Source organism: Blastococcus atacamensis, assembly GCF_002938425.1.
Taxonomy (GTDB): Bacteria; Actinomycetota; Actinomycetes; order Mycobacteriales; family Geodermatophilaceae; genus Blastococcus; species Blastococcus atacamensis.
On sequence record NZ_POQU01000004.1, the window covers coordinates 1 to 23,604 of the forward strand.

Below are 23,604 nucleotides of genomic sequence, written 5' to 3' on the forward strand. Positions count from 1 at the left end.
CCCCGGAATCGATGCACCGTGAGCGGATGCCGCGACCAGCAGGCCGAACCCGCTGGTCGGCCCCGGCCCCCGAGGCTTGACCCGCGCGCCGGGCTGCCGCCGCGATCCCGAGCCGGCGCCCGGCCCGCCCGTCCCGCGCCGCCCGCCCGTCCCGCGCCGTCGGCCCGGCCGTCGTCCGCTCGCCGCAGCCCCCGGGCCGCGGTCATCGGCCGCGTCGTCGCCGGCCTGCTGTCGGTGGCGGTCCTCGCCGGCTCCGGCTGGGGCTGGTACCTCGGCCAGGTGGCCGACGCGACGGTGAACCGGACCGACGCCATCCCCAGTGAGGGGAACGAGGGCGACGGCGAGGCGCTGAACCTGCTGCTGGTGGGCAACGACAGCCGCAGCGACCTCACCGAGGAGCAGCTCGCGGAGCTCAACGCCGGCACCGACTCCGGCGTCAACACCGACACGATGATCCTGGTGCACGTGCCCGCCGACGGGTCGGGCGCCTCGTTCGTCTCGTTCCCCCGCGACTCCTACGTGGAGATCCCCGGCCACGGCGAGGACAAGCTCAACGCCGCCTACTCCTACGGCTACCACGGGATGGAGGACTCGGCGCCGGAGAACCAGCGGCAGGCGGCCGGCGCGCAGCTCCTGGTCCAGACGATCAGCCGGCTGTCCGGCCTGCAGATCGACCACTACGCCGAGGTCGACCTGCTCGGCTTCTTCAACCTGACCTCGGTCGTGGGCGGTGTGGAGGTGAACCTCTGCGAGGCGGTCGACGACTCCTTCTACTCCGGCGCGGTCTTCCCCGCCGGCAAGCAGACGATCAGCGGGGCCGACGCACTCAAGTTCGTCCGGCAGCGGCACGGCCTGCCGCGGGTGGACATCGACCGGATCGTGCGCCAGCAGGTCTTCATCGCCGGCGTGCTCCGCAAGATGCTCTCCGACGAGGTCCTGCTCGACCTGGGCAAGCAGCGGGAGCTCGTCCAGGCCGCCGCCGAGTCGCTGACCGTCGACAGGAACCTCGACCTGCTGCAACTCGCCGAGCAGATGCAGTCGGTCACCGCGGAGGCCATCGAGTTCCGGACCATCCCGATCGCCAACCCCGACGGCCGCGACGAGGACGGCCGCTCGATCGTGGAGCTGGAGGACGAGGAGACGCTGCACCGGTTCTTCGCGGGCCTGTCGGCCGAGCCCGAGGAGTCGGCGCCGGAGGCCGAGGCGCCGGAGCCCGCCGACCCGTCCGAGGTCTTCGTCGCGGTGTTCAACGGATCGGGCATCAGCGGGCTCGCCGCGTCGGCGCGGGACGAGTTGGAGGCGGGTGGCTTTCCCGTCGTCTCGGCCGGCAACGCCGCCTCCTCCGACCTCGAGCAGACCGAGATCCGGCACGCCGCCGGCGACGAGGCCCTGGCCGCCGGGCTCGCCGCCGTCGTCCCCGGCGCGGTCCTCACCGTCACCGACGACGCGACGCCGGGCACCGTGCAGCTCGTCCTGGGCTCCGACTTCAACGGCATCGGGCAGGCTCCGGACGCGGAGGCACCAGCGGACCCGGCGGCCGGGGACGAGGCCCGGACCGCCGCGGACACCGGCTGCATCTACTGAGAGCCAGCTGCCGGAACGTACAGCGGCTGTAGGGAACGGCCTCAGCCGACGACGCGCCCGCGGAGGATCGTTCGTTGCGGTCGCTGTAGCGAATCGAGGTCGGCGCGCGGATCGGTCTCGTACACCACGACGTCGGCCTGCGCGCCCTCCTCGATGCCGCGCAGCCCCAGCCACTCCCGCGCCTTCCAGGAGCCTGCCGCCAGGGCCGCCTCGGCCGGGATGCCCGCCTCGCACAGCGCCCGGATCTCGTCGGCGATCACGCCGTGGTCGATCCCGCCGCCGGCGTCGGTGCCGGCGAACACCGGCACACCCGCCTCGTAGGCGGCCCGCACCACGGCACCGGAGTGCGCGTAGAGCCGCCGCATCGTGCTGGCGTAGGTGGGGAACTTCTTCTCCCCCGCCTCGGCGAAGCCGGGGAAGTTCTCCACGTTCACCAGGGTCGGGACGACGGCGGTGCCCCGGCGGGCCATCTCGCCGATGAGCTCCTCGGTGAGCCCGGTGCCGTGCTCGATGCAGTCGATGCCCGCCTCGATCAGGGCGGGCAGGGCGTCGGTGCCGAAGGTGTGCGCCGTGGCCCGCGCGCCCTCCTCGTGCGCGGCCGCGATCGCCGCCGCCACGACGTCGGGCGGCCACTCGGGAGCGAGATCACCGACGGAGCGGTCGATCCAGTCACCGACCAGCTTGACCCATCCGTCGCCGCGCCGGGCCTGGATGCGGGTCTGCTCGACGAGGTCCTCGGGCTCGATCTCGACGCCCAGGCCCGGGATGTACCGGCGGGTGCGCGCGATGTGCCGTCCGGCCCGGATGATCGTCGGCAGGTCCGGCTCGTCGTCCAGCGCCCGGGTGTCGACCGGGGATCCGCAGTCGCGCAGCGCCAGCACTCCGGCGTCCCGCTCGGTGAGCGCCTGCGCGCGGGCCTCGGCGAGGTCCTCGGCGTGGCCGCCGCCGCGCAGGATCCCGACGTGGCAGTGCGCGTCCACGAGGCCGGGGATCAGCCAGCCGCCGCGGCTGACGGTCTCCGCGCCCGGAACCGGCTCGAAGGTGAACCGGCCCTCGCGCACCCAGACATCGCGGTGCTCCCCCTGGGGGAGCACCACACCGGCGAGGTGGAGCGCGGGTCCGCTCACTTGCCCTGCTGGTCCTTGAACTGGTCGAAGTTCAGCTTGCTCAGGTCGGGCAGCCCCTGACCCGGCGGCAGCCCGGGCACCCCTCCGCCGAAGGGGTTGGCGCCACCCGGGAAGCCGCCGCCGGGCGGCAGGCCCGGAGCGCCCACGGGCCGCCGGGCCGGACCGCCCTTCGGCTTGCCGCCCTTGCCCTTCTTGCCCTTGCCGCGGGCGGCCTGCGCCTGCTGCTGGCGGCCGCGCTGCTTCTTCGACATCGGGCCCATGCCGGGCAGGCCCATGCTGCCGGCCATCTGGCTCATCATCTTCTGGGCCTGCGCGAACCGCTCCAGCAGCTGGTTGACGTCGGTGACGCTGCGCCCGGAACCGTTGGCGATGCGCACCCGCCGCGAGGCGTTGATGACCTTGGAGTTGACCCGCTCCTCGGGCGTCATCGACCGGATGATCGCGGTGATCCGGTCCAACTCCCGGTCGTCGAGCTGCTTGAGCTGCTCCTTCATCTGACCGGCGCCGGGCAGCATGCCGAGCAGGTTCGCGATCGGCCCCATCTTGCGGATGGCGATCATCTGCTCGAGAAAGTCCTCGAGCGTGAAGCCCTCGCGGGAGGCGAGCTTGCCGGCCATGCGCTCGGCCTGGTCGGCGTCGAACGTCTTCTCGGCCTGCTCGATGAGCGTGAGCACGTCGCCCATGCCGAGGATGCGCGAGGCCATCCGCTCGGGGTGGAAGACGTCGAAGTCGGTGAGCTTCTCGCCGGTGGAGGCGAACATGATCGGCTGGCCGGTCACGTGCCGGACCGAGAGCGCCGCACCACCGCGGGCGTCGCCGTCGAGCTTGGTCAGGACGACGCCGGAGAAGCCGACGCCGTCGGCGAAGGCCTGCGCGGTGTTGACCGCGTCCTGCCCGATCATCGCGTCGACGACGAACAGGGTCTCGTCGGGCCGGACGGCGTCGCGGATGTCGGCGGCCTGCTGCATCAGCTCGGCGTCGATGCCCAGCCGGCCGGCGGTGTCGACGACGACGACGTCGTGCATCGTGCGGCGGGCGTGGTCGATCGAGTCGCGGGCCACCTGCACGGGGTCGCCCACGCCGTTGCCGGGCTCCGGGGCGAACACGTCGACACCGGCCTGGCCGGCCACGATCGAGAGCTGGTTGACCGCGTTCGGGCGCTGCAGGTCGGCGGCGACGAGCAGCGGGGTGTGGCCTTGCTCCTTGAGCCAGCGACCGAGCTTCCCGGCGAGCGTGGTCTTACCGGCACCCTGCAGACCGGCCAGCATGATCACCGTCGGCGACTGCTTGGCCAGCCGGATGCGGCGGGTCTCGCCACCGAGGATCTGGATGAGCTCCTCGTTGACGATCTTGACGACCTGCTGCGCCGGGTTCAGCGCCTGGGAGACGTCGGCGCCGCGGGCGCGCTGCTTGATCGCGTCGATGAAGGCCCGGACCACCGGCAGCGCGACGTCGGCCTCCAGCAGCGCGATGCGGATCTCGCGCGCAGTGGCGTCGATGTCGGCGTCGGAGAGCCGACCCTTGCCCCGCAGGCCGGTGAAGACCTTGTCGAGGCGGTCGGAGAGGGTCTCGAACACAGCACGTCCTCAGCAGTCACGGGCGCGGGCTCGCCGCGCCACCTGACTCCCAGCCTAACGAGGGAGCGCCCGGACCGTTCAGGCCGCGCGGGCGGAGGCGACGACGACCGGCAGCACGGCCGCGTCGCCGGTCACGATCGCGGTGCCGCAGTCGGCGCAGGCCCACTCCGGGCACTCGGCGCCGTCCTCGGTGTGACCGTCGACGCACGGCGGCTGCACGAAGTCGGTGTCCTCCCCGCAGGCGGGGCAGGGCCACTGGCGGCTGTCCACGAGGCGCTCCTCTCGACGACGAATCTCAAAGCAGGGGACCGTTCCGTCCCGATCGGTTCCGACCGTCGCACGCACCTCTGACAGAACGCCGTAGGTCAGGACGGCGTGTCGGCCCCCACCGCCACCGCGCCGCCGCCCCGGGTCGCCGCGGCAAGCGCGGAGTCCACCCGCTCGCGCTGCCTGGCGTCCACGGGCGAGCCCGAGGGATCGGCCACGTAGAAGCAGTCGACCGCGTCGCCGCCGAGGGTCTCGATCCGGGCACCGGTCACGTCCAGCCCCTCGTCCGCAATCGCGGCCGTCAGCCGGTAGAGCAGCCCGGCCCGGTCGCCGGCCCGCACCTCGACGATGCCGGTGGCCAGCCCGCTCACCTCGGCGTTGTGCCAGGAGATCCGCGGCGGCGCGGCCCGGCCGTCCTGCCGGTAGTCGGCCTCGCGCTGCCGCAGCCGCTCGGCCAGCGGCAGGGTCCCGTCCAGCGCGGCGCGGACGCCGTCGGCCAGGATCTCGGGCACCGGCGCCCGGCCGAAGCGCGGGCGCACGGCGAACACCCCGGTGGCGTAGCCGTCGGCCACCGTCATGTTGGCGGCGCGGACGTCGAGCTGGTTGAGGGCCAGCACGCCGGCACACGTGCTCAGCAGCCCGGACCGGTCGGGTGCGCCGATGGTCACCTGCTGGCCGTCGGCCACGTCCTCGATGCCCACGGTCACCGGGCCCGAGGCCACCTGGGCGGTCACCTGCGGCGCGGTCGGGTGCAGCACGGGCTCGGGCTCCTCGACGGCGATCCCCCCGATCTCCCCCTGCACCCGCGCCACCAGCGCCGCCACCAGGTGCGCCTTCCACGGCGACCATGCCGACGTGCTCGTGGCCGCGCCGTCGGCCTGGGCCACGGCGTGCAGCAGCTGCAGCACCGAGGCGTCGCGGCCGATCGTGTCGGCGACCCGCTCGATGGTCGCCGGATCGTCGATGTCGCGCCGGGTCGCCGTCGCGGGCAGCAGCAGGTGGTGGCGCACGATCGTCGCCAGCGTGGCGACGTCGGCCGGCGGAAAGCCCATGCGCGTCGCGATCCCGGCGGCGACCGGCTCCCCCACCACGCTGTGGTCGCCGGGGTAGCCCTTCCCGATGTCGTGCAGCAGCGCCCCCACGAGCAGCAGGTCGGGCCGGTCGACGTCGCGGGTCAGCTCGCTGGCCGCCGCGGCCGCCTCCACCAGGTGGCGGTCGACGGTGAACCGGTGCCACGGGTGCCGCTGCGGCAGCGAGCGCACCCGGTCCCACTCGGGCAGCAACCGGGAGAGCAGGCCCTCCTGGTCCAGCTGCTCGAGCACCCGGACCGCGGACCGGCCGCTGGCCAGCACCCGCAGGAACGACCAGCGGGCCTCCGGCGGCCACGGCTCGGGCAGCGGCGGGCTGTGCACCGCCAGCACCTTGAGCGTGTACGGCGAGAGCAGCAGGTCGGACCGTGCGGCCGCCGCGGCGGCGCGCAGCACCAGGCCCGGATCGGCGGCCGGTCGCGCGTCGCGGGCGAGCACCACCTCGTCGCCCTGCCGGACGACGCCGTCGGCCAGCGGTTCGCGGCGTACGCGGAGGTAGCGGCCTCGGGGACGCCGCACGAGTGCGGCCTCCACCCGGCGCCAGGTCTCGTCGGCGACGAAGGCCAGCCGCCGGCCGGCCAGGCTCACCTCGCGCAGGAGGTCGTCCTCGTCGGCCAGTCCCAGGGCCTCGGCGACGGGCCGCTGCTCCTGCCGGACCAGGACGTTCCCGGGCCGCCCGCTGCGGGCGCGCAGCTCGTCGCGCACGTCGAGGAGGAAGTCGTAGGCCTGCTCGGCCTCGACGCTGGGCTCGTCGACCACCTGGGCCGCGGCCGCGGCGCGCAGGACCTGCCCCTCCCGCAGCCCGCCGTATGCCTCCTTGAGGTCGGGCTCCAGCAGGAAGGCCAGCTCACCGAGCCGGGCGGCGCGTTCCCGCCGCAGGTCGCGGAGCTGCGGCAGGAGCCGGGAGGCGTGCTGTCGCCAGCTGGCCAGGGTGGCGCTGCGCAGCCGGCCGGCGAGCTCGGCGTCGCCGGCCACGAGCCGCGCGTCGAGCAGACCCAGCCCGGCCTTGGCATCGGTCGAGGCGACCGACACCGCCTCGGCGACCGAGCGGACGGAGTGGTCGAGTCGGAGCCCGGCGTCCCACACCGGGTACCAGAGCGCGTCGGCGATCGCCGCGATCTCCGGCCGGCCGTCGTGGACCAGCACCAGGTCGAGATCACCGTGCGGCGGCAGCTCCCGGCGCCCGAGACTGCCGACCGCCACCAGGGCCAGGCCGTCGGTCCCGGTCCGGGGCGGCAGTCCTCCGCGGCGGGCCTTCGGAGGGGGCGTCCCACCGACGGCATCGGCGAGCAGCCCGGCCAGCCAGGCGTCCAGCGCCGCGACCCGCTCGGCCCTGCTCATCCGCGGCAGCGCCTCGGTGTCCAGCACGACGTCCTCCTCGCCTACAGCACCGTCATGGGGGAAGGACGTCGGCCGGGGCGGTGGACGTTCCCACCACCCCGGCCGACGCGGAGTGCTCGGTCTAGACCGCGTCCTCCCCGCGTTCTCCGGTGCGGACGCGCACGATCTCGTCGATCGTCGTCACCCATACCTTCCCGTCGCCGATCTGACCGGTGGAGGCGGCCTCGACGACGGCGTCGACCACCCGGGCGGCGTCGAGCTCGCTGACGACCACCTCGATGCGGACCTTGGGGACGAAGTCCACCTGGTACTCCGCGCCGCGGTACACCTCGGTGTGGCCGCGCTGACGGCCGAAGCCCTGGACCTCGCTGACGGTCAGACCGGCGATGCCGATCAGCTCGAGGGCGTTCTTGACGTCGTCGAGCTTGAACGGCTTGACGATCGCGGTGACCAGCTTCATGCCAGCGTCCTCTCGGTGTTGCGGGCCAGGCTGTCGGTGGAGGTGGCGCGCGCCTGGCCGGCCAGTGGTGCGGTGGAACCGCTGCTGCCGAGCGAGGCGAAGTCGTAGCCGGACTCCGCGTGCACGACGGTGTCGATACCGGTGATCTCGTCCTCCTCGGGAATCCGGAAGCCCATCGTCTTCTGGATCACCCAGCCGATGACCAGCGTAAGGACGAAGGAGAAGACCAGCACCGCCGCCGCCCCGACGACCTGGCGCCACAGCTGGTCGGCGCTGCCGCCGAAGAACACGCTCTCGACGCCGGCCGGCGCGTCCGGGTCGGCCAGGAAGCCGATGGCGATCGTGCCCCAGAGGCCACCGACGAGGTGGACGCCGACGACGTCGAGGGAGTCGTCGTAGCCCAGCGTGTACTTCAGGCCCACGGCCAGGGCGCAGAGCACACCGGCGATCGCCCCGAGGATGATCGCGCCGACCGGCGAGACGGCGGAGCACGCCGGGGTGATGGCGACCAGACCGGCGACGACACCGGACGCGGCGCCCAGCGACGTGGAGTGCCCGTCGCGCACCTTCTCCACCAGGAGCCAGCCGAGCGTGGCCGCCGCGGTGGCGACGAGGGTGTTCACCCAGGCCACCGACGCGGTGTTGTTTGCGGCCAGGGCGGAGCCGGCGTTGAAGCCGAACCACCCGAACCACAGCAGGCCGGCGCCGATCATGACCAGCGGCAGGTTGTGCGGGCGCATGGCCTCACGGCCGAAACCGCGTCGCTTGCCCAGGACCAGGGCGAGCGCCAGGCCCGCGGCACCGGCGTTGATGTGCACCGCGGTGCCACCGGCGAAGTCGATGGCCGCCAGGTTGTTCGCGATCCAGCCGCCGACGTGCTCGTCCAGGCTGAAGTCGAACACCCAGTGCGCCACCGGGAAGTAGACGATCGTCGCCCACACGCCCGCGAAGACCATCCACGCACCGAACCTGGCCCGGTCGGCGATGGCGCCGGAGATCAGCGCGACGGTGATGATGGCGAAGACGGCCTGGAAGCCGACGAAGGCCATGGCCGGGAGGCCGCCCTCCTCGCCGGTGGCGTCCTCCATCAGGCCCGTGAGCCCGAAGTACTGCGACGGATCGCCGAGCAGGCCGGCACCGACGTCGTCCCCGAAGGCGATCGAGTAGCCGTAGAGGACCCACAGCACGCTGATCAGCGCCAGAGCCCCGAAGCTCATCATCATCATGTTCAACACGCTCTTCGCGCGGACCATGCCGCCGTAGAAGAGCGCGAGGCCGGGGGTCATCAGCAGCACGAGAGCGGCGCTGACGAGCACCCAGGCGGTGTCGCCGGTGTTGACCACGGCAACCTCCTCCAGTGTTCCGGGGCCGTAGCCGACCCGTCGTCGAGTGGTGTTCACCGTGCCGGTGCAGTGTTTCCGGCGACGGCGACCCGACGTTTCGGTGCGGTGAACTCCGCGGCGCGTGTCCGGCTGGTTCGTTGCGGGGGTGTTGCGCGGGCCTCTCCCGGCTCCCGGAGGCGCCAGTTGCAAACGATGTGCAATAAGGTCGACGTCGTGCACGTCCCCGATGGCTTCCTCGACCCCGCCACCTCCGTCTCCACCGGAGTTCTGGCCGCGGGCACGGTCGCGCTCGCTCTGAACCGGGCCCGCGCCGAGCTCGACGACCGGACCGCTCCGCTGGCCGGGCTCACCGCCGCGTTCGTCTTCGCGGGCCAGATGATCAACTTCCCGGTCGCCGCGGGCACCAGCGGCCACCTGATCGGCGCGGTGCTCACCGCCGTCCTGGTCGGGCCGTGGACCGCCTTGCTCTGCATGACGGCGGTGCTGCTCGTGCAGGCCGTGCTCTTCGCCGACGGTGGTCTCACCGCGCTGGGCACCAACGTCACGCTGATGGGCCTGCTCGCCGTGCTCGTCGGCTACGGCGTGTTCCGCGGGCTGGCCGCCGTGCTCCCTCGCACCCGCACCGGCGTGCTGACCGCCGCGGGCGGAGCGGCCTTCCTCTCCGTGCCCGCCGCGGCGCTGACCTTCGTGGGCCTCTTCGCCCTCGGCGGCGCGGTCGACCTCCCGCTCGGCGCCGTCGCCTCGGCGATGACCGGCGTGCACCTGCTCATCGGCCTGGGCGAGGCCGCGATCACCGTCGCCGTGGTCGGTGCCGTGCTCGCCGTCCGGCCCGACCTCGTGCACGGGGCGCAGGGGCTGCGCACCGCCGCCGCGCTCCAGGACCGCCGGCCCACCGCGGCGGGAGCGGCCCGATGACCAGCCGCGGCCGCACGCTGTGGATCGTCGGCGTCGTCGTCGCCCTGGCCGTCGCCGGGATCGTCAGCTGGTACGCCAGCGGATCCCCCGACGGCCTCGAGTGGGCCGCCGAGCAGGCCGGCTTCGCACACACCGCCGAGGGCAGCGCGACGGCGGGCTCACCGTTCGCCGACTACCTGTGGAACGGCGAGGAGAACCGATTGTCCGCGGGCGCCTCCGGCGTCGTGGGCGTGCTGGTCACCCTGGGCCTGGCCGGGGGCGTGACCTGGCTGGTCCGCCGCCGCGGCACTCCCGCCGGCAAGAACTGACGTGGGAGCGGGCCACGGGGGTGCGCTGACCGCCCGCTTCCTGCCGGGCGACAGCGTCGTCCACCGCCTCGAGCCGCATGCCAAGCTCGTGGCGGTCCTGGCGTTCGCCGTGGTCGTCGTCGCCACTCCCGTCCACGCCCCCTGGGCGCCCGCCGCCTACGCCGGGTACCTCGTCGCCGTCCTGGGCGCCGCCGCGGTTGCCGGGGTCGGCCCGGGGCGCCTGCTGCGCGGGCTGGTCGTCGAGGTGCCCTTCGTGGCGTTCGCCGTGCTGCTGCCCTTCGTGGCCCGCGGACCCCGCGTCGAGGTGCTCGGCCTCGCCCTGTCCCAGAGCGGCCTCGCCGCCGGCGGCGGGCTGCTGGCCAAGGCGACGCTGTCGATCCTCGCCGCGACGGTGCTCGCCGCGACGACCGAGCCCCGTGCCCTCCTGCGCGGTCTCCAGCGGCTGCGGCTGCCCTCGCTGCTGGTCCAGATCCTGATGTTCATGATCCGCTACGCCGACGTCGTCGGCTCCGAGCTGCACCGGATGCGGGTGGCCCGCGAGTCGCGGGGCTTCACCGGCGGCGGGCTCCGCGGCCTGCGCGTCCTGGCCGCTACCGCCGGAGCGCTGTTCGTCCGCTCCTACGAGCGCGGGGAGCGGGTGCACCTGGCGATGCTCAGCCGCGGGTACACCGGCAGCCTGCCCACCGGCCCGGCACCCACCGTCGACGCCCACTCGTGGGCCGTCGCCCTGGCCCTGCCCCTGGCCGCCGCCGGCGTGCTGGCGGCGGGGATGCTGGCGGGGTGACCACTCCGCCGCCGTCCCTGCTGGTGGAGGACCTCGCCTTCGCCTATCCCGACGGGCACCAGGCCCTGTTCGGCGTGGACCTGCGCATCGAGCGGGGTGAGCGGGTCGCGCTGCTCGGGCCCAACGGCGCGGGCAAGACGACGCTGGTGCTGCACCTCAACGGCATCCTGCGCGGCGGCCGCGGCCGGGTGACCGTCGCCGGGCTGGAGGCGGACAAGCGGTCGCTGCCCGAGATCCGCCGGCGGGTCGGCGTCGTGTTCCAGGACCCCGACGACCAGCTGTTCATGCCGACCGTCGGCGAGGACGTCGCGTTCGGGCCGCGCAACCTCGGGCTCCCCGAGAACGAGGTCGCCGTCCGGGTCGCCGAGGCGCTGGACCGGGTGGGCATGTCCGACGCCGCCGATCGCCCGCCGCACCACCTGTCCTTCGGTCAGCGCCGGCGGGTCGCGGTGGCCACGGTGCTGGCGATGCGGCCGGAGATCATCGTGCTCGACGAGCCGTCGTCCAACCTCGACCCGGCCGGCCGCAGGGAGCTGGCGGAGGTCCTCGAGGAGCTGCCGGTGACCCTGCTGATGGTCACCCACGACCTGCCCTACGCCGCCCAGCTGTGCCCGCGCTCGGTGATCCTCGACGGCGGCGTGGTCGTCGCGGACGGCCCGACGCACGAGGTGCTGGCCGACGCCCCGCTCCTGGCCGCCCACCGGCTGGAGCTGCCCTACGGCTTCACCCCGCGCCCGGCCGGCTGAGCGCGGGGCGGCAGCGCCCCCGTAGCGCTGCCGCCCCCCGGACGCCCCGGCAATGCCCCGTCCGCGCACCGGACCGCCCCGCCGTGGTCAGGGACGGAGCGGCTCCTCAGGATGAGCGCGATGCCGCCGCTGAGGGGCGACGCAGTTCCGGGTTTGCGGTAACTTGCGCCGGTCGCGGGGGGTTCCGGAACACGGGGACGAATGTCCAGCACGACGACGGACGCGCACGGGAATCGCAACCCGGCCGACGACCCGTTCGTCCGGCAGATCGTCTGGCTGGTCAACGCCCACGGCGGCCGTGACCAGCTGTCCCGGACATCGGGCAACCGGGTCAGTCCCCGGACCCTGGACAACTGGTGCCGCGGCCGGTACCCGCGCAACGCCGTCACCGGTGCCGTGCGCGAGCTCGACGCCTGGGCACTGGAGAACTCCCCCGGCTATCCCGAGGCGGCGGGTGCTCCGCGCCTGGTCGAGACCTGCGGTCCCGCCTCCGGACCGGCCGCGCCGGTCGAGGACGCCGTCGAACCCGCGCCCGAGGCCGCACCGGCCGGCGAGGACCCGCCCGCGGCACGCGCCTCGTGGCGACGCAGGTGGGTCGCGGCCGCCGCGGCGCTGCTCGTGCTGGCGGCCGGCGGCACCACCGCCCTGCTGCTGCGCGAAGACGGCCCGGACCCGATCCCACCCCTGCCCAGCACCGGCGACGGCCGGCTCCGCCCTGAGACCACCGGCAGCCTCGGGGCGAACACCTTCGCCGATCCGCGGACGCTGCAGGGGCAGGCGCAGCCGATCCCGCCGGACACCACGGTGGAGGTCCGCTGCCGCTACTACGCGCCGAGCATCCCGAGCGTCACGCCCGACGGGTTCTGGTACCTCGTCGACTCCGGCGAGTGGGCCGGCCGGTGGTCACCGGCGAACTCGTTCATGAACGGCGACGTGAAGGGCGAGCCCACGCTGCACAACACCGATTTCGACGTGCCGGTCTGCCGCTGACCGGTCAGACCTCGCCGACGAGACCCTCCGCGAATGCGCGCGGCTCGAACGGCGCGAGGTCGTCCGGGCCCTCCCCCAGGCCGATCAGCTTCACCGGGATGCCGAGCTCCTGCTGCACCCGGACGACGATGCCGCCCTTCGCGGTGCCGTCGAGCTTGGTGAGCGCGACGCCGGTGACGGTGACGGCCTCGGTGAACACCCGGGCCTGGACGACGCCGTTCTGACCCGTCGTCGCGTCGAGCACGAGCAGCACCTCGGTCACCGGTGACTGTTTCTCGACGACCCGCTTCACCTTGCCCAGCTCGTCCATGAGCCCGGACTTCGTGTGCAGCCGGCCCGCGGTGTCGACGACGACGGTGTCCACCTCGGCCTCGACGCCGGTGCGCACCGCCTCGAAGGCCACGGCCGCGGGGTCGCCGCCCTCGCGGCCGCGCACGGTCAGCACGCCGACCCGCTCCCCCCACGTCTCCAGCTGGTCGGCGGCGGCCGCGCGGAAGGTGTCGGCCGCGCCGAGGATCACGCTCTTGCCGTCCCCGACGAGCACGCGGGCGAGCTTGCCCACGGTCGTCGTCTTGCCGGCCCCGTTCACCCCGACGACGAGCACCACGCCCGGCCGCCCCTCGTGCCGGTCGGTGCCCAGCGTCCGGTCCAGGTCGGGGCCGAGGACGGCGGTGAGCTCGTTGACCAGCAGCTCGCGCAGGTCGGCCCCGGAGGCGGTCGCCAGCACCATCGACTGGGTGCGCAGCCGCTCGACGATCTGGGTGGTGGCCGCGATGCCGACGTCGGCCGCCAGGAGGGTCTCCTCAACCTCCTCCCAGTCGTCCTCGGTGAGCTTCTCGCGGGCCAGCACGGTGAGCAGACCGCGGCCGAGCGAGGACTGCGAGCGGGCCAGCCGCGAGCGCAGCCGCACCAGTCGGCCGGCCGAGGGCAGCGGGGTGTCGAAGACCAGGCCGGGCTCGGGCCGGGCCGGGGGCAGCTCCACCGCCGGCGGCGCGTCCGCCACGACCGCGTCGGGCTGGTCGGTGGGAGGCGCCGGCGCCGGAGAGGTCGGTGGAACCGGTCGCGGGCGGGTCAGCGTGGTGCCGGCCGCGTCGTCGTCCTCCAGCCGCATCGTCCGACGCCCGCGGCCGACGAGGAGGCTGATCCCGGTGATCAGCGCGACGACCAGGATCGCGATGGCGATCAGCACGAATTCCATGCCCGCGAGTCTTCCAGTCCGGGGCTCGCGGGGACGCGCGGCCCGGCGCCGACACACATGCGCCAGGCTGTAGTCATGTCGCACCCCGACCGGACCGCCCCGGCCCTGCTCCTCGGACCGCTGCTGCGGCACGTCGACCCGGTCTCCGCGACGCTCTGGGTGGAGGTCGACCGGCCCTGCGAGGTGACCGTGCTCGACCGCCGGGCCCGCACCTTCTCGGTCGCCGGCCACCACTACGCCCTGGTCGTGGTGGAGGACCTGGAGCCCGGCAGCGCGACCCCGTACGAGGTGCACCTGGACGGCACGCGCGTCTGGCCGCCGGAGGACTCCGCGTTCCCGCCCAGCCGGATCCGCACGCCCGGCCGGGCCGGCCCCTTCCGGCTCGCCTTCGGTTCGTGCCGGTACGCCAGCCCGCGGACCGTCGAGGCTTCGGAGGGCATTCCGCCGGACGCGCTGGACCTCTACGCCCAGCGGGTCGCGGCCCAACCGGAGGACCAGTGGCCCGATGCCCTCGTCCTGCTCGGCGACCAGGTGTACGCCGACGAACTCACCGCGCACACGAAGTCGCAGCTCCACCGCCGGCGCGACGCGAAGACCGAGCGCCGGGCAATGGGCGACCAGGTCGCGGACTTCGAGGAGTACACCCGCCTCTACGACGAGTCCTGGAGCGACCCCCAGGTGCGGTGGCTGCTGTCGACGATCCCCTCCTCGATGATCTTCGACGACCACGAGATGATCGACGACTGGAACACGTCGGCGGCGTGGCGGGCCACGGTCTCCCAGAAGCGCTGGTGGCGCGGGCGCATCACCGGGGGCCTGGTCAGCTACTGGGTCTACCAGCACCTGGGCAACCTCAGCCCGCACGAGCTGGCGGAGGACCGGACCTGGCGGGCGATCCAGGGGCTGAGCGCGGACGACCCCACCCGCGATGCCGAGCCGATGCTGCGCGCCATGGCCGAGCTGGCCGACGCCGAGCCCGCGACGATCCGGTGGAGCTTCGTGCGGCACTGGGGCGACGTGCGGCTGATCATGGTCGACAGCCGCGCCGGGAGGGTGCTGGAGGAACAGCACCGCCGGATGCTGGACGAGGACGAGTTCGCCTGGGTCGAGACCGCGATGCGGCGAGCCGTCGAGGACGGCGTCGACCACCTCATCGTCGGCACCTCGCTGCCCTGGCTGCTGCCCCACGCGATCCACAACCTGGAACGGTGGAACGAGACGCTCAACGTCCGCCACCACGGCAAGCTCCGGGGGCGCCTGGCCGAGACGATCCGGCAGGCGGCCGACCTGGAGCACTGGTCGGCGTTCGGGCACTCGTTCGAGCGGCTGGGCGCGGCGCTGGCCTCGGTCGCCCGTGGCGAGCACGGCCGGGCGCCGGCCACCGCGCTGGTGCTCTCCGGCGACGTCCACCACGCCTACGCCGCGGAACTGGTGCGCCCGGCCGGGCTCGAGGCCCGCGTGCACCAGCTCACGGTGTCGCCGTTGCACAACCAGGCACCGCACCCCATCCGCGTCGGCTTTCGGATCGGCTGGAGCCGGACGGCGCGCCGGTGGACCGAGCGCCTGGTGCGGCTGGTCAAGGCGGAACCCACCGATCTCGAGTGGGACAAGAAGGCCGGTCCCTACTTCGGCAACCAGATCGGCGAGCTGGTGCTGAGCGGCCGGCAGGCCCGGTTCCTGCTGTCGGTGTCGGAACAGGGCGACGAGCACCTCCGGCAGGTTCTCGACGAGCCGCTGTCCGACGCCTGAGAGGGTGGAGGAGTGACGAAGCCGGCCCCCGGTCCCGAGCAGCCACCGATCCCCGTACGCCTGGTCACCTTCAACACCCACCACGGCGTGGGTGAGGACGACCGTCACGACCTGCCTCGGCTGGCCAAGCTGCTGGCCTCGGTGGACGCCGACGTCATCTGCCTGCAGGAGGTCGACCGGCGGTTCGGCGCCCGCAGCGAGGACGTCGACCAGGCGGTGCTGCTCTCCCGGGCGCTGGACATGCAGCTGGCCTGGGGCCCGGCGATCGACCGCGGCGGCGAGGAGCGCCCACCGCACGGGGAGCCGCACCGGCAGTACGGGAACGCGCTGCTGTCGCGCCTGCCGATCCTCATCAGCGACGTGCACCCGCTGCCAGGCGGCGGCGAGCCCCGCAGCGCGCTGCGCACCATGGTGGAGCTCGACGGCGGCGCGCTGTGGATCACCGCCACCCACCTGACCACCCGCTCGGCGGAGGAACGCGCCGCCCAGGTCGAGGCCCTGGCCGGCCTGCACACCGAGCCGATGGACACCGGCGTCCTGGTCGGGGACTTCAACACCGAGCCCGACGCACCGGAGCTCGACGCGCTGCGCCAGCGGTTCACCGACGCCTGGAAGCTGGCCCGGGCCCGCGACGACCAGGCCGGCTGGAAGTTCTGGCAGGCCGAGGCGGGGAACACCCATCCCGCGCGTTCCCCGCACCGCCGCATCGACCAGGTGTGGGTGTCCTCCGGGGTCGCGGTGGCTGGCGCCTCTGTCCTGGACGCCGACGGCGCCTCGGACCACCTGCCGCTCATCGTCGACCTCGAGGTTCGCAGCGGCGTCTGAGCCTCGGCAGCGCGATCAGCGACGTTCGAGGCGACTGATCAGGGTCATCAGCGAGGCGATGTCGCGGGGTAGGTAGTCAGTACCGTTCACGACGATCCACGCTTGATCCGCCCCCCACGCTCCTGCCAGGTGGTGCGCGGTCGCGACGACGTCCTCGTCCAAGACACCGCACGCCTCAGCAAGATCCTCGAGGGCATCACGCGCTTCCCAGGGAAAAGCAAGGGTCCCGTTCTTGCTGGTGAAGGCCGCACCGAGCACGTCTTCCAACTGCCCTGTGAGCGACGTGAGCTGCCTCCGCTTGGACAGGTGGATCGCCGAGAGGATCTGATCTGCAGGGCTGTAGATGGGTCTCCTCACCCCGTACGCGTTCGCGACGATGGCGAGTGCTCCGTGGATGGAGGCGTTCAGTCGGATCTCCGCCTGCTTGCGGTCTCGCGCCTCTTGGTCGCGGCGGGACAGAGCATCCACAACCAGAACGACGATGCCGATCTGCCCCATGGCAACGAGGAGCGAGGCGATCACGCCTCCCGCGAAGCCCTGCGGTTCGTGGAACCGGACGAGGAGCAGGTATGACGCGGCCGCCAGCCCGACCAGGGTTAGCGCCGCCACCGTCACCGAGCGCCTCGGCCGAAGGCCACCGAACAACAGCTCGAACCGGCCAGGACCCCAATCGTCCCGACGCCATCTGCGGCGCACGGAACCGGAGCTCCGCCGGACCCGGGACGTCACGCGTCCGTGCCCTTGATCGCGTAGGACAACGGCGCGTCCAGCAACGCCCCCACGTCCCCGTATGCCATCACGCGGTCTCGAGCTCCCGGAGACGCTGGCTGATGACGCCGGTGATGCCGTCGCCGCGCATGCTCACGCCGTAGAGCGCGTCGGCGATCTCCATCGTCCGCTTCTGGTGCGTGATGATGATCAGCTGCGAGGTCGAGCGCAGCTGCTCGACCAGCACGAGGAGCCGGCCGAGGTTGACGTCGTCCAGCGCCGCCTCGACCTCGTCCAGGACGTAGAACGGCGAAGGGCGGGCGCGGAAGATCGCGACCAGCATCGCCACCGCGGTCAGGGAGCGCTCGCCACCGGACAGCAGCGACAGCCGCTTGACCTTCTTGCCCGGCGGCCGGGCCTCGACCTCGACGCCGGTGGTCAGCATGTTCTCCGGGTCGGTGAGCACCAGCCGGCCGGAGCCGCCCGGGAAGAGGGTGGCGAAGACCTGCTCGAACTCGCGCGCCACGTCGGCGAACGCGGCGGCGAAGACGTCGTGGATGCGCCCGTCGACCTCGCGGACGACCGTGAGCAGGTCGCGGCGGGTGTTCTTGAGGTCCTCCAGCTGCGTGGCGAGGAAGGTGTGCCGCTCCTCGAGCGCCGCGAACTCCTCCAGCGCCAGCGGGTTGACCTTGCCCAGGGTGGCGAGGTCGCGCTCGGCGCGGGCGACCCGCCGCTCCTGCACCGCCCGCTCGTAGGGCACCGGCTCGGGCACGGGCTCCCCCGCCGCCTCCGCCGTCGTCACCTGCTGGGGCGAGGGCGGTACCGGCGCGGCGGGTCCGTACTCGCCGATCAGGGTGGCCAGGTCGACGCCGAACTCCTCCGCCGCCCGGTTCTCCAGCGACTCGATCCGGTACCGCTGCTCGGTCCGCGCGACCTCGTCCCGGTGCACCTCGTCGGTGAGCCGATCCAGCTCTCCGGTGGCCGCGCGCACGCGGCTGCGGATCTCGAGCAGCTCGGCCTCGAAGCCGCTGCGCGCCGAGGCGAGGGCGTCCCGCTCGGCGGCGGCGCGGGCGAGCGAGCCCTGGAGCGCGGCGAGCGCGGCGTCGGCGTCGGTGCGCACCGTGGCGGCGACGGCCGCCCCGCGCTGCCGTGCCTCCCGGGCGGCCGCGGCCCGCTCGCGGGCGGCCCGCTCCTGCCGGGCCTGCCGGCGGAGGGACTCGGCGCGGCCCTGGAGCGCCCGTGCCCGCTCCTCGGCGGTGCGGACGGCCAGCCGTGCCTCGGTCTCGGCCTGCCGGGCGGCGGCGACCTCGGCCCGCAGCCGGTCGCGCTCCTCGGTGGGCGGCTCCTCCTCGACCGGCGCCGCCTCGGCCTCGGCGAGCTGCGCCTCGAGTCGCGTCTGGGCCTCGAGGGCCTGTTCGAGTGCCTGCTCGGCTCGCACCCGCGCGGCCAGCGAGCGCTCCGCCTCCGACGCCGCGGACCGTGCCGCCGCGCCGAGCTCGGCCAGGGCGGCGGCCTCGGCGGACCGGGTGCGGTCGGCGGTCTGGCGGGCGGCGAGGGCCTCGTCGACGTCGGCCGACCGGACCTGCGCCTCCTGGCGGGCGACGGTCAGCTGCTCGGCCAGTTCCGCCGCGCGGGCGGTCGCGGCCGTCAGCTCGGTGCCGGCCTCGTCCACGCGGGCGCGCAGCTCCAGGTTCGAGGGTGCGTCCACCTGTCCGCCCACGGCCCAGTCGGCACCGAGTAGCGCACCGGTGGCGGTGACGGCACGGACGCGCGGATGGGTGCGGATCAGCGCGACGGCGGCATCGAGATCGGCGACCAGGGCCACCCGCTCCAGCGCGCGGGCCAGCGCGGGGCGCAGCGGCTCGGGCGCCTGCACGGCGTCCAGCGCCCACCGCGTACCGGCCGGGAGCTCCGGCCAGCCGTCGCGCGGCACGGGCGGCAGCCCGCCGGTCACGAGCAGTCCGGCGCGACCACCCTCGGTCCGGGTGAGGTGGTCCAGCGCCGCGGCGGCCTCGGCCACCCCCTCGACGACGACGGCGTCGGCCATGCCGCCCAGTGCGGCCGCGACCGCGACCTCGTCGCCGGCGGCGACGGTCAGCTGCTCGGTCACCGGCCCGACGACGCCGGCCAGCCCGGCACCGAGCACGGCCGCCGCGCCGTCGGCCGGGGTGAGGCCGAGCGCGAGGGCGTCCCGGCGGGCCTGCCAGGAGGCGCGGTCGCGCTCAGCGGCGCGCTCGGCCTCGGCCAGCTCGGTGACCCGGCGGGCGACGGCGGCGTGCGCGGCGAGGGCGTCCTCGTGGGCGGCCACCAGCGCGACGTCGGTGTCCTCCAGTTCCGCCACCTGGCCGCGCCGGTCGGCCAGCCGCTCGGCGGCGACCTCGGCCCGGTCGGCGGCCTCCGCCGCGGCGAGGGTGAGCCGGTCGATCTCGGCCTGTCCGGCACCGACCCTCGACCGGGCCGCGGCGACCTGGCCGGAGAGCCGGGCCAGGCCCTCCCTGCGGTCCGCGAGCGCTCGCGCGGCCGCGACCCACGCCTTCTCGGCAGCGGCGAGCGCGGACTCCAGCTCCGCCCGCCCGGACACGACGGTCGCCAGCCGCTGCCGCTCGGCCGCGAGCCCGGCCGCCAGCTCGGCCTCGGTGGCGGCCACCCGGTCGGCCTCGGCGTCGAGCTGATCGGGATCCCGTCCGCTTGCGGCGGCGGGTGCGGCGGCGGAGAGGTGCCGGTGCCGTTCGGCGGCCAGTTGAGCGACGCTGCGGAAGCGCTCGCCCAGGGCGGAGAGCCGGTACCAGGTGTCCGACGCCGTCTGCAGGCGCGGTGCGCCGGCGGCGAGCTCCCGCTCCAGCTCCGACTCCCGCCGGGAGACGACGGCGAGCTCGCGCTCCACCACGGTGCGGCGTTCGCGGGCCGCCGTCTCGTCGGCGACGTCGCGGTCCAGGGCGTCGCGCAGCTGCACCAGGTCGTCGGCGAGCAGCCGCAGCCGGGCGTCGCGCAGGTCGGCCTGCACGCCGGCCGCGCGGCGGGCGACCTCGGCCTGCCGGCCCAACGGCTTGAGCTGGCGGCGGAGCTCGGCGGTGAGGTCGGCCAGCCGGTCGAGGTTGGCCTGCATGCCGTCGAGCTTGCGGAGCGCCTTCTCCTTGCGCTTGCGGTGCTTGAGGACGCCGGCGGCCTCCTCGATGAAGGCGCGTCGGTCCTCGGGACGGCCGGAGAGGACGGCGTCGAGCTGACCCTGGCCGACGATGACGTGCATCTCGCGGCCGATACCGGAGTCGCTGAGCAGCTCCTGGACGTCGAGCAGGCGGACCTTGTCGCCGTTGATCTCGTACTCGCTCTCCCCGGAGCGGTACATGCGGCGGGTGATCGACACCTCGGTGTACTCGATCGGCAGCGCGCCGTCGGTGTTGTCGATCGTCAGCGTCACCTCGGCCCGGCCGAGGGCGGGGCGGCCGGCGGTGCCGGCGAAGATGACGTCCTCCATCTTGCCGCCGCGCAGGCTCTTCGCGCCCTGCTCGCCGAGCACCCAGGCGATGGCGTCCACGACGTTGGACTTGCCCGACCCGTTGGGGCCGACGACGGCGGTGATCCCCGGCTCGAGCCGCAACGTGGTCGCGGACGCGAAGGACTTGAAGCCCTTCAGCGTGAGGCTCGAGAGGTGCACGGGTGAACCTTAACCGCGGGTAACGACGACGAGCCGCTCCTGTGACGGCCTCGCCGTAGGGGCCCGCACCGAGCGGAACGAGGGGCGGGGGGCGGCGAGGTCCTTCGTCAGGCCAGTGCGGGGTCGCCGGTCATCGAGAGCAGCTCGTGGGCGATCGCGGCGTCGCGCTGGGCACGGAGCTCCTCGAGCTCCCGCTCCAGCCGGCGGACCTTGGCACGGAGAACGGCGTTCTCCTCGACCACCCGGAGCTCCGTGGAGGTGACGACGTGACCGAACAGGGCCTTGGCCATGGCTGTGACGGCCTTTCCGACAGCGAGAGGGGGTGACCGGCGCCCCGGCGTGCGGTCGGCGCGGTCTGGTGTTTTCCAGGGTGACAGCCACGGACACGCAGGTCAACGGCGCCGCAGCGGGGCCCCTCGAACCGGGTGGTGTTCCGTTCGTCACGTTCCCGGAGCCGCTCGTCAGGTTCCCGGGGCCGCGTCAGCCGCGGGACGGAGCCTTCCGGGCGCGCGGCCGGGGCTGGCAGGTGGGGCAGCTGTAGCTGGACCGGTTCATGAACGGCTCCCGGCGGATGGGCGTCCCGCAGCGCGGGCACGGCCGGTCTCCCTGCCCGTAGACGGCGAGGAACCGGGAGAAGTAGCCGCTCTGCCCGTTGACGTCGACGTAGAGGGAGTCGAACGAGGTCCCGCCCTGGGCCAGCGCCTCCCCCAGGACGTCACGCACGCCGTCCAGCAGGTCGGCGACCTGGGCGTTGGTGAGCCTGTCCGTCGGCCGGGTGCCGTGCAGCTTGGCGCGCCAGAGCGACTCGTCGGCATAGATGTTGCCGACGCCGCCGATCAGCGTCTGGTCCAGCAGGGCCCGCTTCACCTCGGTGCGGCGACGGCGGAGCGCGGCGGCGAAGGCGGCGGTGTCGAAGGATCCGTCCAGCGGGTCGATGGCGATGTGCGCCAGCCGCGGTGGCACGGCGTCGGGATCTGGGGCCTCCTCGACGGTCAGCCCGCCGAAGGTGCGCTGGTCGACGAAGCGGAGCTCACGACCGCCGTCGGTGAAGGTGAACCGCGCCCGCAGGTGCGTCTCCTCGGGCGCCGACGGCTTCTCCACCAGCAGCTGGCCGCTCATGCCCAGGTGCGCGACGAGCGCCCGCCCCGAGGGTGCGCCGTCCTGCTCGGCCAGCGGCAGCCAGAGGTACTTGCCGCGCCGGGAGGCTGCGGTGAACGTGCGGCCGGTGAGTGCCTGCACGAAGTGGTCGGTGCCCTCGAGGTGCCGGCGCACGGCCCGCGGGTGGCGCACCTCGACGGTCGCCACGGTCCGCCCGGCGACCCACTGCTCCAGGCCCCGGCGGACCACCTCGACCTCGGGAAGCTCCGGCACCGGTCAGTCCCGCGACTCAGGCATCGGACAGCGCGCGCCAGGCGGCCTCGGCGGCCTCCTGCTCGGCGGCCTTCTTGGTGCGTCCGGTGCCCCGGCCGCGGACGACGTCGGCCAGCAGCACCTGAGCGGTGAAGGTCTTCGCGTGATCGGGACCCTCGTCGGCCACCCGGTAGACCGGAGCGCCCAGACCGGCGGCGGCTCCGAGTTCCTGGAGGCTGGTCTTCCAGTCCAGGCCGGCGCCACGGGTCGCGGCCTCGACGAGCAGCGGGTCGAACAGCCGGTGGACGATCAGCGAGGCGGTGTCCAGCCCGCAGCCCAGGTGGATCGCGCCGATCAGCGCCTCGAGCGCGTCGGCGAGGATCGAGTCCTTCTCCCGCCCGCCGGTGGTCTCCTCGCCGCGACCCAGCAGCAGGTGCGCGCCCAGACCGCCCTCGCCGAGCCGGCGGGCGACCGCGGCGAGCGAGGTCATGTTGACCACCGAGGCCCGCAGCTTGGCCAGCTGCCCCTCGGGGAGGTCGGGCTGGCTGCGGTAGAGCTCGTCGGTGACGACAAGCCCGAGCACCGAGTCCCCCAGGAACTCCAGGCGCTCGTTGGTGGGCAGGCCACCGTTCTCGTAGGCGAAGGACCGGTGGGTCAGCGCCAACCACAGCAAGCCGCCGGGCAGTTCGACGCCGAGGGCGTCGGACAGCCAGGCGGCGGAGCGCTGGGCGTGCTCGGGCCCGCCGGGGGGACGTCCGTCGACGGCACCCTCGGACGGGTGCGGAGCGGCGGCCGTCGTCCCCACGGCGGTTACCTCGGGCAGATCAGACGGAGAGGACCTGGCGGCCGGCGTACTGGCCGCAGGTCGGGCACGCGATGTGCGGGGGCTTGAGCTCGCCGCAGGCGCGGTTCGGGCACGGGGTCAGGGTCGGCGCGGTGGCCTTCCACTGCGACCGGCGCATGCGGGTGTTGGCCCGCGACATCTTCCGCTTCGGAACAGCCACGTCAGTTCTCCTCTGGGGTGGTGGATTCGCCGGGGGTGCCCGACGAGGAGGCAGGGGTGCCGAACTTCGCGGCGAGACCGGCCCAGCGGGGGTCGACGATCTCGTGCGAGTGGTCGGCGGGCAGGTCGTTGAGGCGCTCACCGCAGTCGACGCACAGGCCTTCGCAGTCCTCGGTGCAGACCGGGGCGAGCGGCAGGTTCAGGACGACGGTGTCGCGGGCCAGCGGCTCGAGGTCGAGGAAGTCGCCCTCGATCCGGCGCACCTCGTCCTCCTCGCTCGTGGCCTCCGTGGTGCTGCCCGCGTAGGCGTACAGCTCCTGCACGGCGAGCCGGAGGGTGTCCTCGATCGGATCCAGGCAGCGCGCGCAGGACCCGACCACCGGTACGTCCATCTCCCCGGTGACCAGGACGCCCTCCATGACCGACTCCAGCCGCAGCTGCAGGTGCACGTCGGCCTTCTCCGGCACGCCGATGAGCTCGACCCGCCAGTCGCCGGGGGCCGGGACGGTGCGGTCGAGCTCCTGCATGGCTCCCGCACGCCGGCCGAGCTCCCGGAGGTCGAGCTTCCAGGGGTTGGCAGCGGGAC

Annotated in this window: 22 protein-coding genes; 8 read left to right on the top strand and 14 right to left on the bottom strand. The window is 74.0% G+C overall.

The features are described from left to right. The first annotated feature begins 234 nt into the window (after positions 1 to 234). On the top strand, positions 235 to 1,584 hold the full coding sequence (locus C5508_RS01885; RefSeq protein WP_232796853.1) for an LCP family protein: 1,350 nt from the start codon (positions 235 to 237) through the stop codon (positions 1,582 to 1,584). Positions 1,585 to 1,625: 41 nt separating this feature from the next. Here the strand turns inward: C5508_RS01885 and C5508_RS01890 are convergent, their stop codons facing one another. The 6 genes from C5508_RS01890 to C5508_RS01915 form a co-directional block, all read right to left on the bottom strand. Continuing rightward, positions 1,626 to 2,711, bottom strand: coding sequence for an amidohydrolase family protein (locus tag C5508_RS01890; RefSeq protein WP_104523063.1), 1,086 nt, complete (start codon positions 2,709 to 2,711; stop codon positions 1,626 to 1,628). Beyond that, positions 2,708 to 4,288: a signal recognition particle protein gene (gene ffh, locus C5508_RS01895; protein ID WP_104523065.1), complete on the bottom strand. Its 1,581-nt coding sequence runs from the start codon at positions 4,286 to 4,288 to the stop codon at positions 2,708 to 2,710. Before ffh ends, C5508_RS01890 begins: the two co-directional genes overlap by 4 nt. A 78-nt stretch (positions 4,289 to 4,366) precedes the next feature. Then, positions 4,367 to 4,558 carry a hypothetical protein gene (locus C5508_RS01900; RefSeq protein ID WP_104523067.1) on the bottom strand — a complete coding sequence of 64 codons (192 nt, stop codon included), beginning with the start codon at positions 4,556 to 4,558 and terminating at the stop codon, positions 4,367 to 4,369. Positions 4,559 to 4,653: 95 nt separating this feature from the next. After that, positions 4,654 to 7,011 carry a [protein-PII] uridylyltransferase gene (locus C5508_RS01905; protein WP_104523069.1) on the bottom strand — a complete coding sequence of 786 codons (2,358 nt, stop codon included), beginning with the start codon at positions 7,009 to 7,011 and terminating at the stop codon, positions 4,654 to 4,656. Between the two features lie 94 nt (positions 7,012 to 7,105). Then, the gene (locus C5508_RS01910) at positions 7,106 to 7,444 is read right to left on the bottom strand and encodes a P-II family nitrogen regulator (protein ID WP_104523071.1); all 339 of its coding nucleotides are present in this window, start codon (positions 7,442 to 7,444) and stop codon (positions 7,106 to 7,108) included. Then, positions 7,441 to 8,787 (bottom strand): ammonium transporter, encoded by a 1,347-nt coding sequence (locus tag C5508_RS01915; protein ID WP_104523073.1) that lies wholly within the window; start codon positions 8,785 to 8,787, stop codon positions 7,441 to 7,443. Before C5508_RS01915 ends, C5508_RS01910 begins: the two co-directional genes overlap by 4 nt. A 213-nt stretch (positions 8,788 to 9,000) precedes the next feature. Between C5508_RS01915 and C5508_RS01920 the strand changes: the two genes are divergently transcribed. The 5 genes from C5508_RS01920 (at position 9,001) to C5508_RS01935 (ending at position 12,530) form a co-directional block, all read left to right on the top strand. Continuing rightward, positions 9,001 to 9,702 (top strand): energy-coupling factor ABC transporter permease, encoded by a 702-nt coding sequence (locus C5508_RS01920; protein WP_198597794.1) that lies wholly within the window; start codon positions 9,001 to 9,003, stop codon positions 9,700 to 9,702. Further along, positions 9,699 to 10,010, top strand: a complete 312-nt coding sequence (locus tag C5508_RS19755; RefSeq protein ID WP_198597795.1) for a PDGLE domain-containing protein — start codon at positions 9,699 to 9,701, stop codon at positions 10,008 to 10,010. The genes C5508_RS01920 and C5508_RS19755 overlap by 4 nt, the downstream gene beginning before the upstream one ends. 1 nt (position 10,011) lies before the next feature. Next, complete coding sequence (cbiQ, locus tag C5508_RS01925) at positions 10,012 to 10,794, top strand: cobalt ECF transporter T component CbiQ (protein ID WP_104523075.1); 783 nt, start codon at positions 10,012 to 10,014, stop codon at positions 10,792 to 10,794. Next, a complete protein-coding gene (locus C5508_RS01930) occupies positions 10,791 to 11,540 on the top strand; it encodes an energy-coupling factor ABC transporter ATP-binding protein (RefSeq protein ID WP_104523077.1) in 750 nt (249 codons plus the stop codon). The genes cbiQ and C5508_RS01930 overlap by 4 nt, the downstream gene beginning before the upstream one ends. A gap of 201 nt (positions 11,541 to 11,741) precedes the next feature. Next, positions 11,742 to 12,530 carry a hypothetical protein gene (locus tag C5508_RS01935; protein ID WP_104523079.1) on the top strand — a complete coding sequence of 263 codons (789 nt, stop codon included), beginning with the start codon at positions 11,742 to 11,744 and terminating at the stop codon, positions 12,528 to 12,530. Positions 12,531 to 12,534: 4 nt separating this feature from the next. Here the strand turns inward: C5508_RS01935 and ftsY are convergent, their stop codons facing one another. Beyond that, a complete protein-coding gene (ftsY, locus tag C5508_RS01940) occupies positions 12,535 to 13,728 on the bottom strand; it encodes a signal recognition particle-docking protein FtsY (protein ID WP_104523081.1) in 1,194 nt (397 codons plus the stop codon). Between the two features lie 75 nt (positions 13,729 to 13,803). Between ftsY and C5508_RS01945 the strand changes: the two genes are divergently transcribed. Further along, positions 13,804 to 15,477, top strand: coding sequence for an alkaline phosphatase D family protein (locus C5508_RS01945; RefSeq protein ID WP_104523083.1), 1,674 nt, complete (start codon positions 13,804 to 13,806; stop codon positions 15,475 to 15,477). Positions 15,478 to 15,489: 12 nt separating this feature from the next. Beyond that, the gene (locus C5508_RS01950) at positions 15,490 to 16,302 is read left to right on the top strand and encodes an endonuclease/exonuclease/phosphatase family protein (protein ID WP_104523085.1); all 813 of its coding nucleotides are present in this window, start codon (positions 15,490 to 15,492) and stop codon (positions 16,300 to 16,302) included. 15 nt (positions 16,303 to 16,317) lie between these two features. Here C5508_RS01950 and C5508_RS01955 read toward each other — a convergent pair whose 3' ends face one another. The 7 genes from C5508_RS01955 to C5508_RS01985 form a co-directional block, all read right to left on the bottom strand. Further along, positions 16,318 to 16,917, bottom strand: a complete 600-nt coding sequence (locus tag C5508_RS01955; RefSeq protein WP_104523087.1) for a hypothetical protein — start codon at positions 16,915 to 16,917, stop codon at positions 16,318 to 16,320. Positions 16,918 to 17,098: 181 nt separating this feature from the next. Beyond that, positions 17,099 to 20,665, bottom strand: coding sequence for a chromosome segregation protein SMC (gene smc, locus C5508_RS01960; RefSeq protein WP_104523089.1), 3,567 nt, complete (start codon positions 20,663 to 20,665; stop codon positions 17,099 to 17,101). A 107-nt stretch (positions 20,666 to 20,772) separates the two neighbouring features. Further along, positions 20,773 to 20,955 carry a hypothetical protein gene (locus tag C5508_RS01965; protein WP_104523091.1) on the bottom strand — a complete coding sequence of 61 codons (183 nt, stop codon included), beginning with the start codon at positions 20,953 to 20,955 and terminating at the stop codon, positions 20,773 to 20,775. A 190-nt stretch (positions 20,956 to 21,145) separates the two neighbouring features. Beyond that, the gene (gene mutM / locus C5508_RS01970; protein ID WP_104523093.1) at positions 21,146 to 22,036 is read right to left on the bottom strand and encodes a bifunctional DNA-formamidopyrimidine glycosylase/DNA-(apurinic or apyrimidinic site) lyase; all 891 of its coding nucleotides are present in this window, start codon (positions 22,034 to 22,036) and stop codon (positions 21,146 to 21,148) included. Positions 22,037 to 22,052: 16 nt separating this feature from the next. Then, positions 22,053 to 22,820, bottom strand: coding sequence for a ribonuclease III (gene rnc, locus C5508_RS01975; RefSeq protein WP_104523095.1), 768 nt, complete (start codon positions 22,818 to 22,820; stop codon positions 22,053 to 22,055). Positions 22,821 to 22,839: 19 nt separating this feature from the next. Beyond that, on the bottom strand, positions 22,840 to 23,019 hold the full coding sequence (gene rpmF, locus C5508_RS01980) for a 50S ribosomal protein L32 (RefSeq protein WP_104523097.1): 180 nt from the start codon (positions 23,017 to 23,019) through the stop codon (positions 22,840 to 22,842). A gap of 1 nt (position 23,020) precedes the next feature. Continuing rightward, entirely contained in the window at positions 23,021 to 23,545 is a 525-nt protein-coding gene (locus tag C5508_RS01985) for a YceD family protein (protein ID WP_232796854.1), read from the bottom strand. Positions 23,546 to 23,604 lie beyond the last annotated feature (59 nt).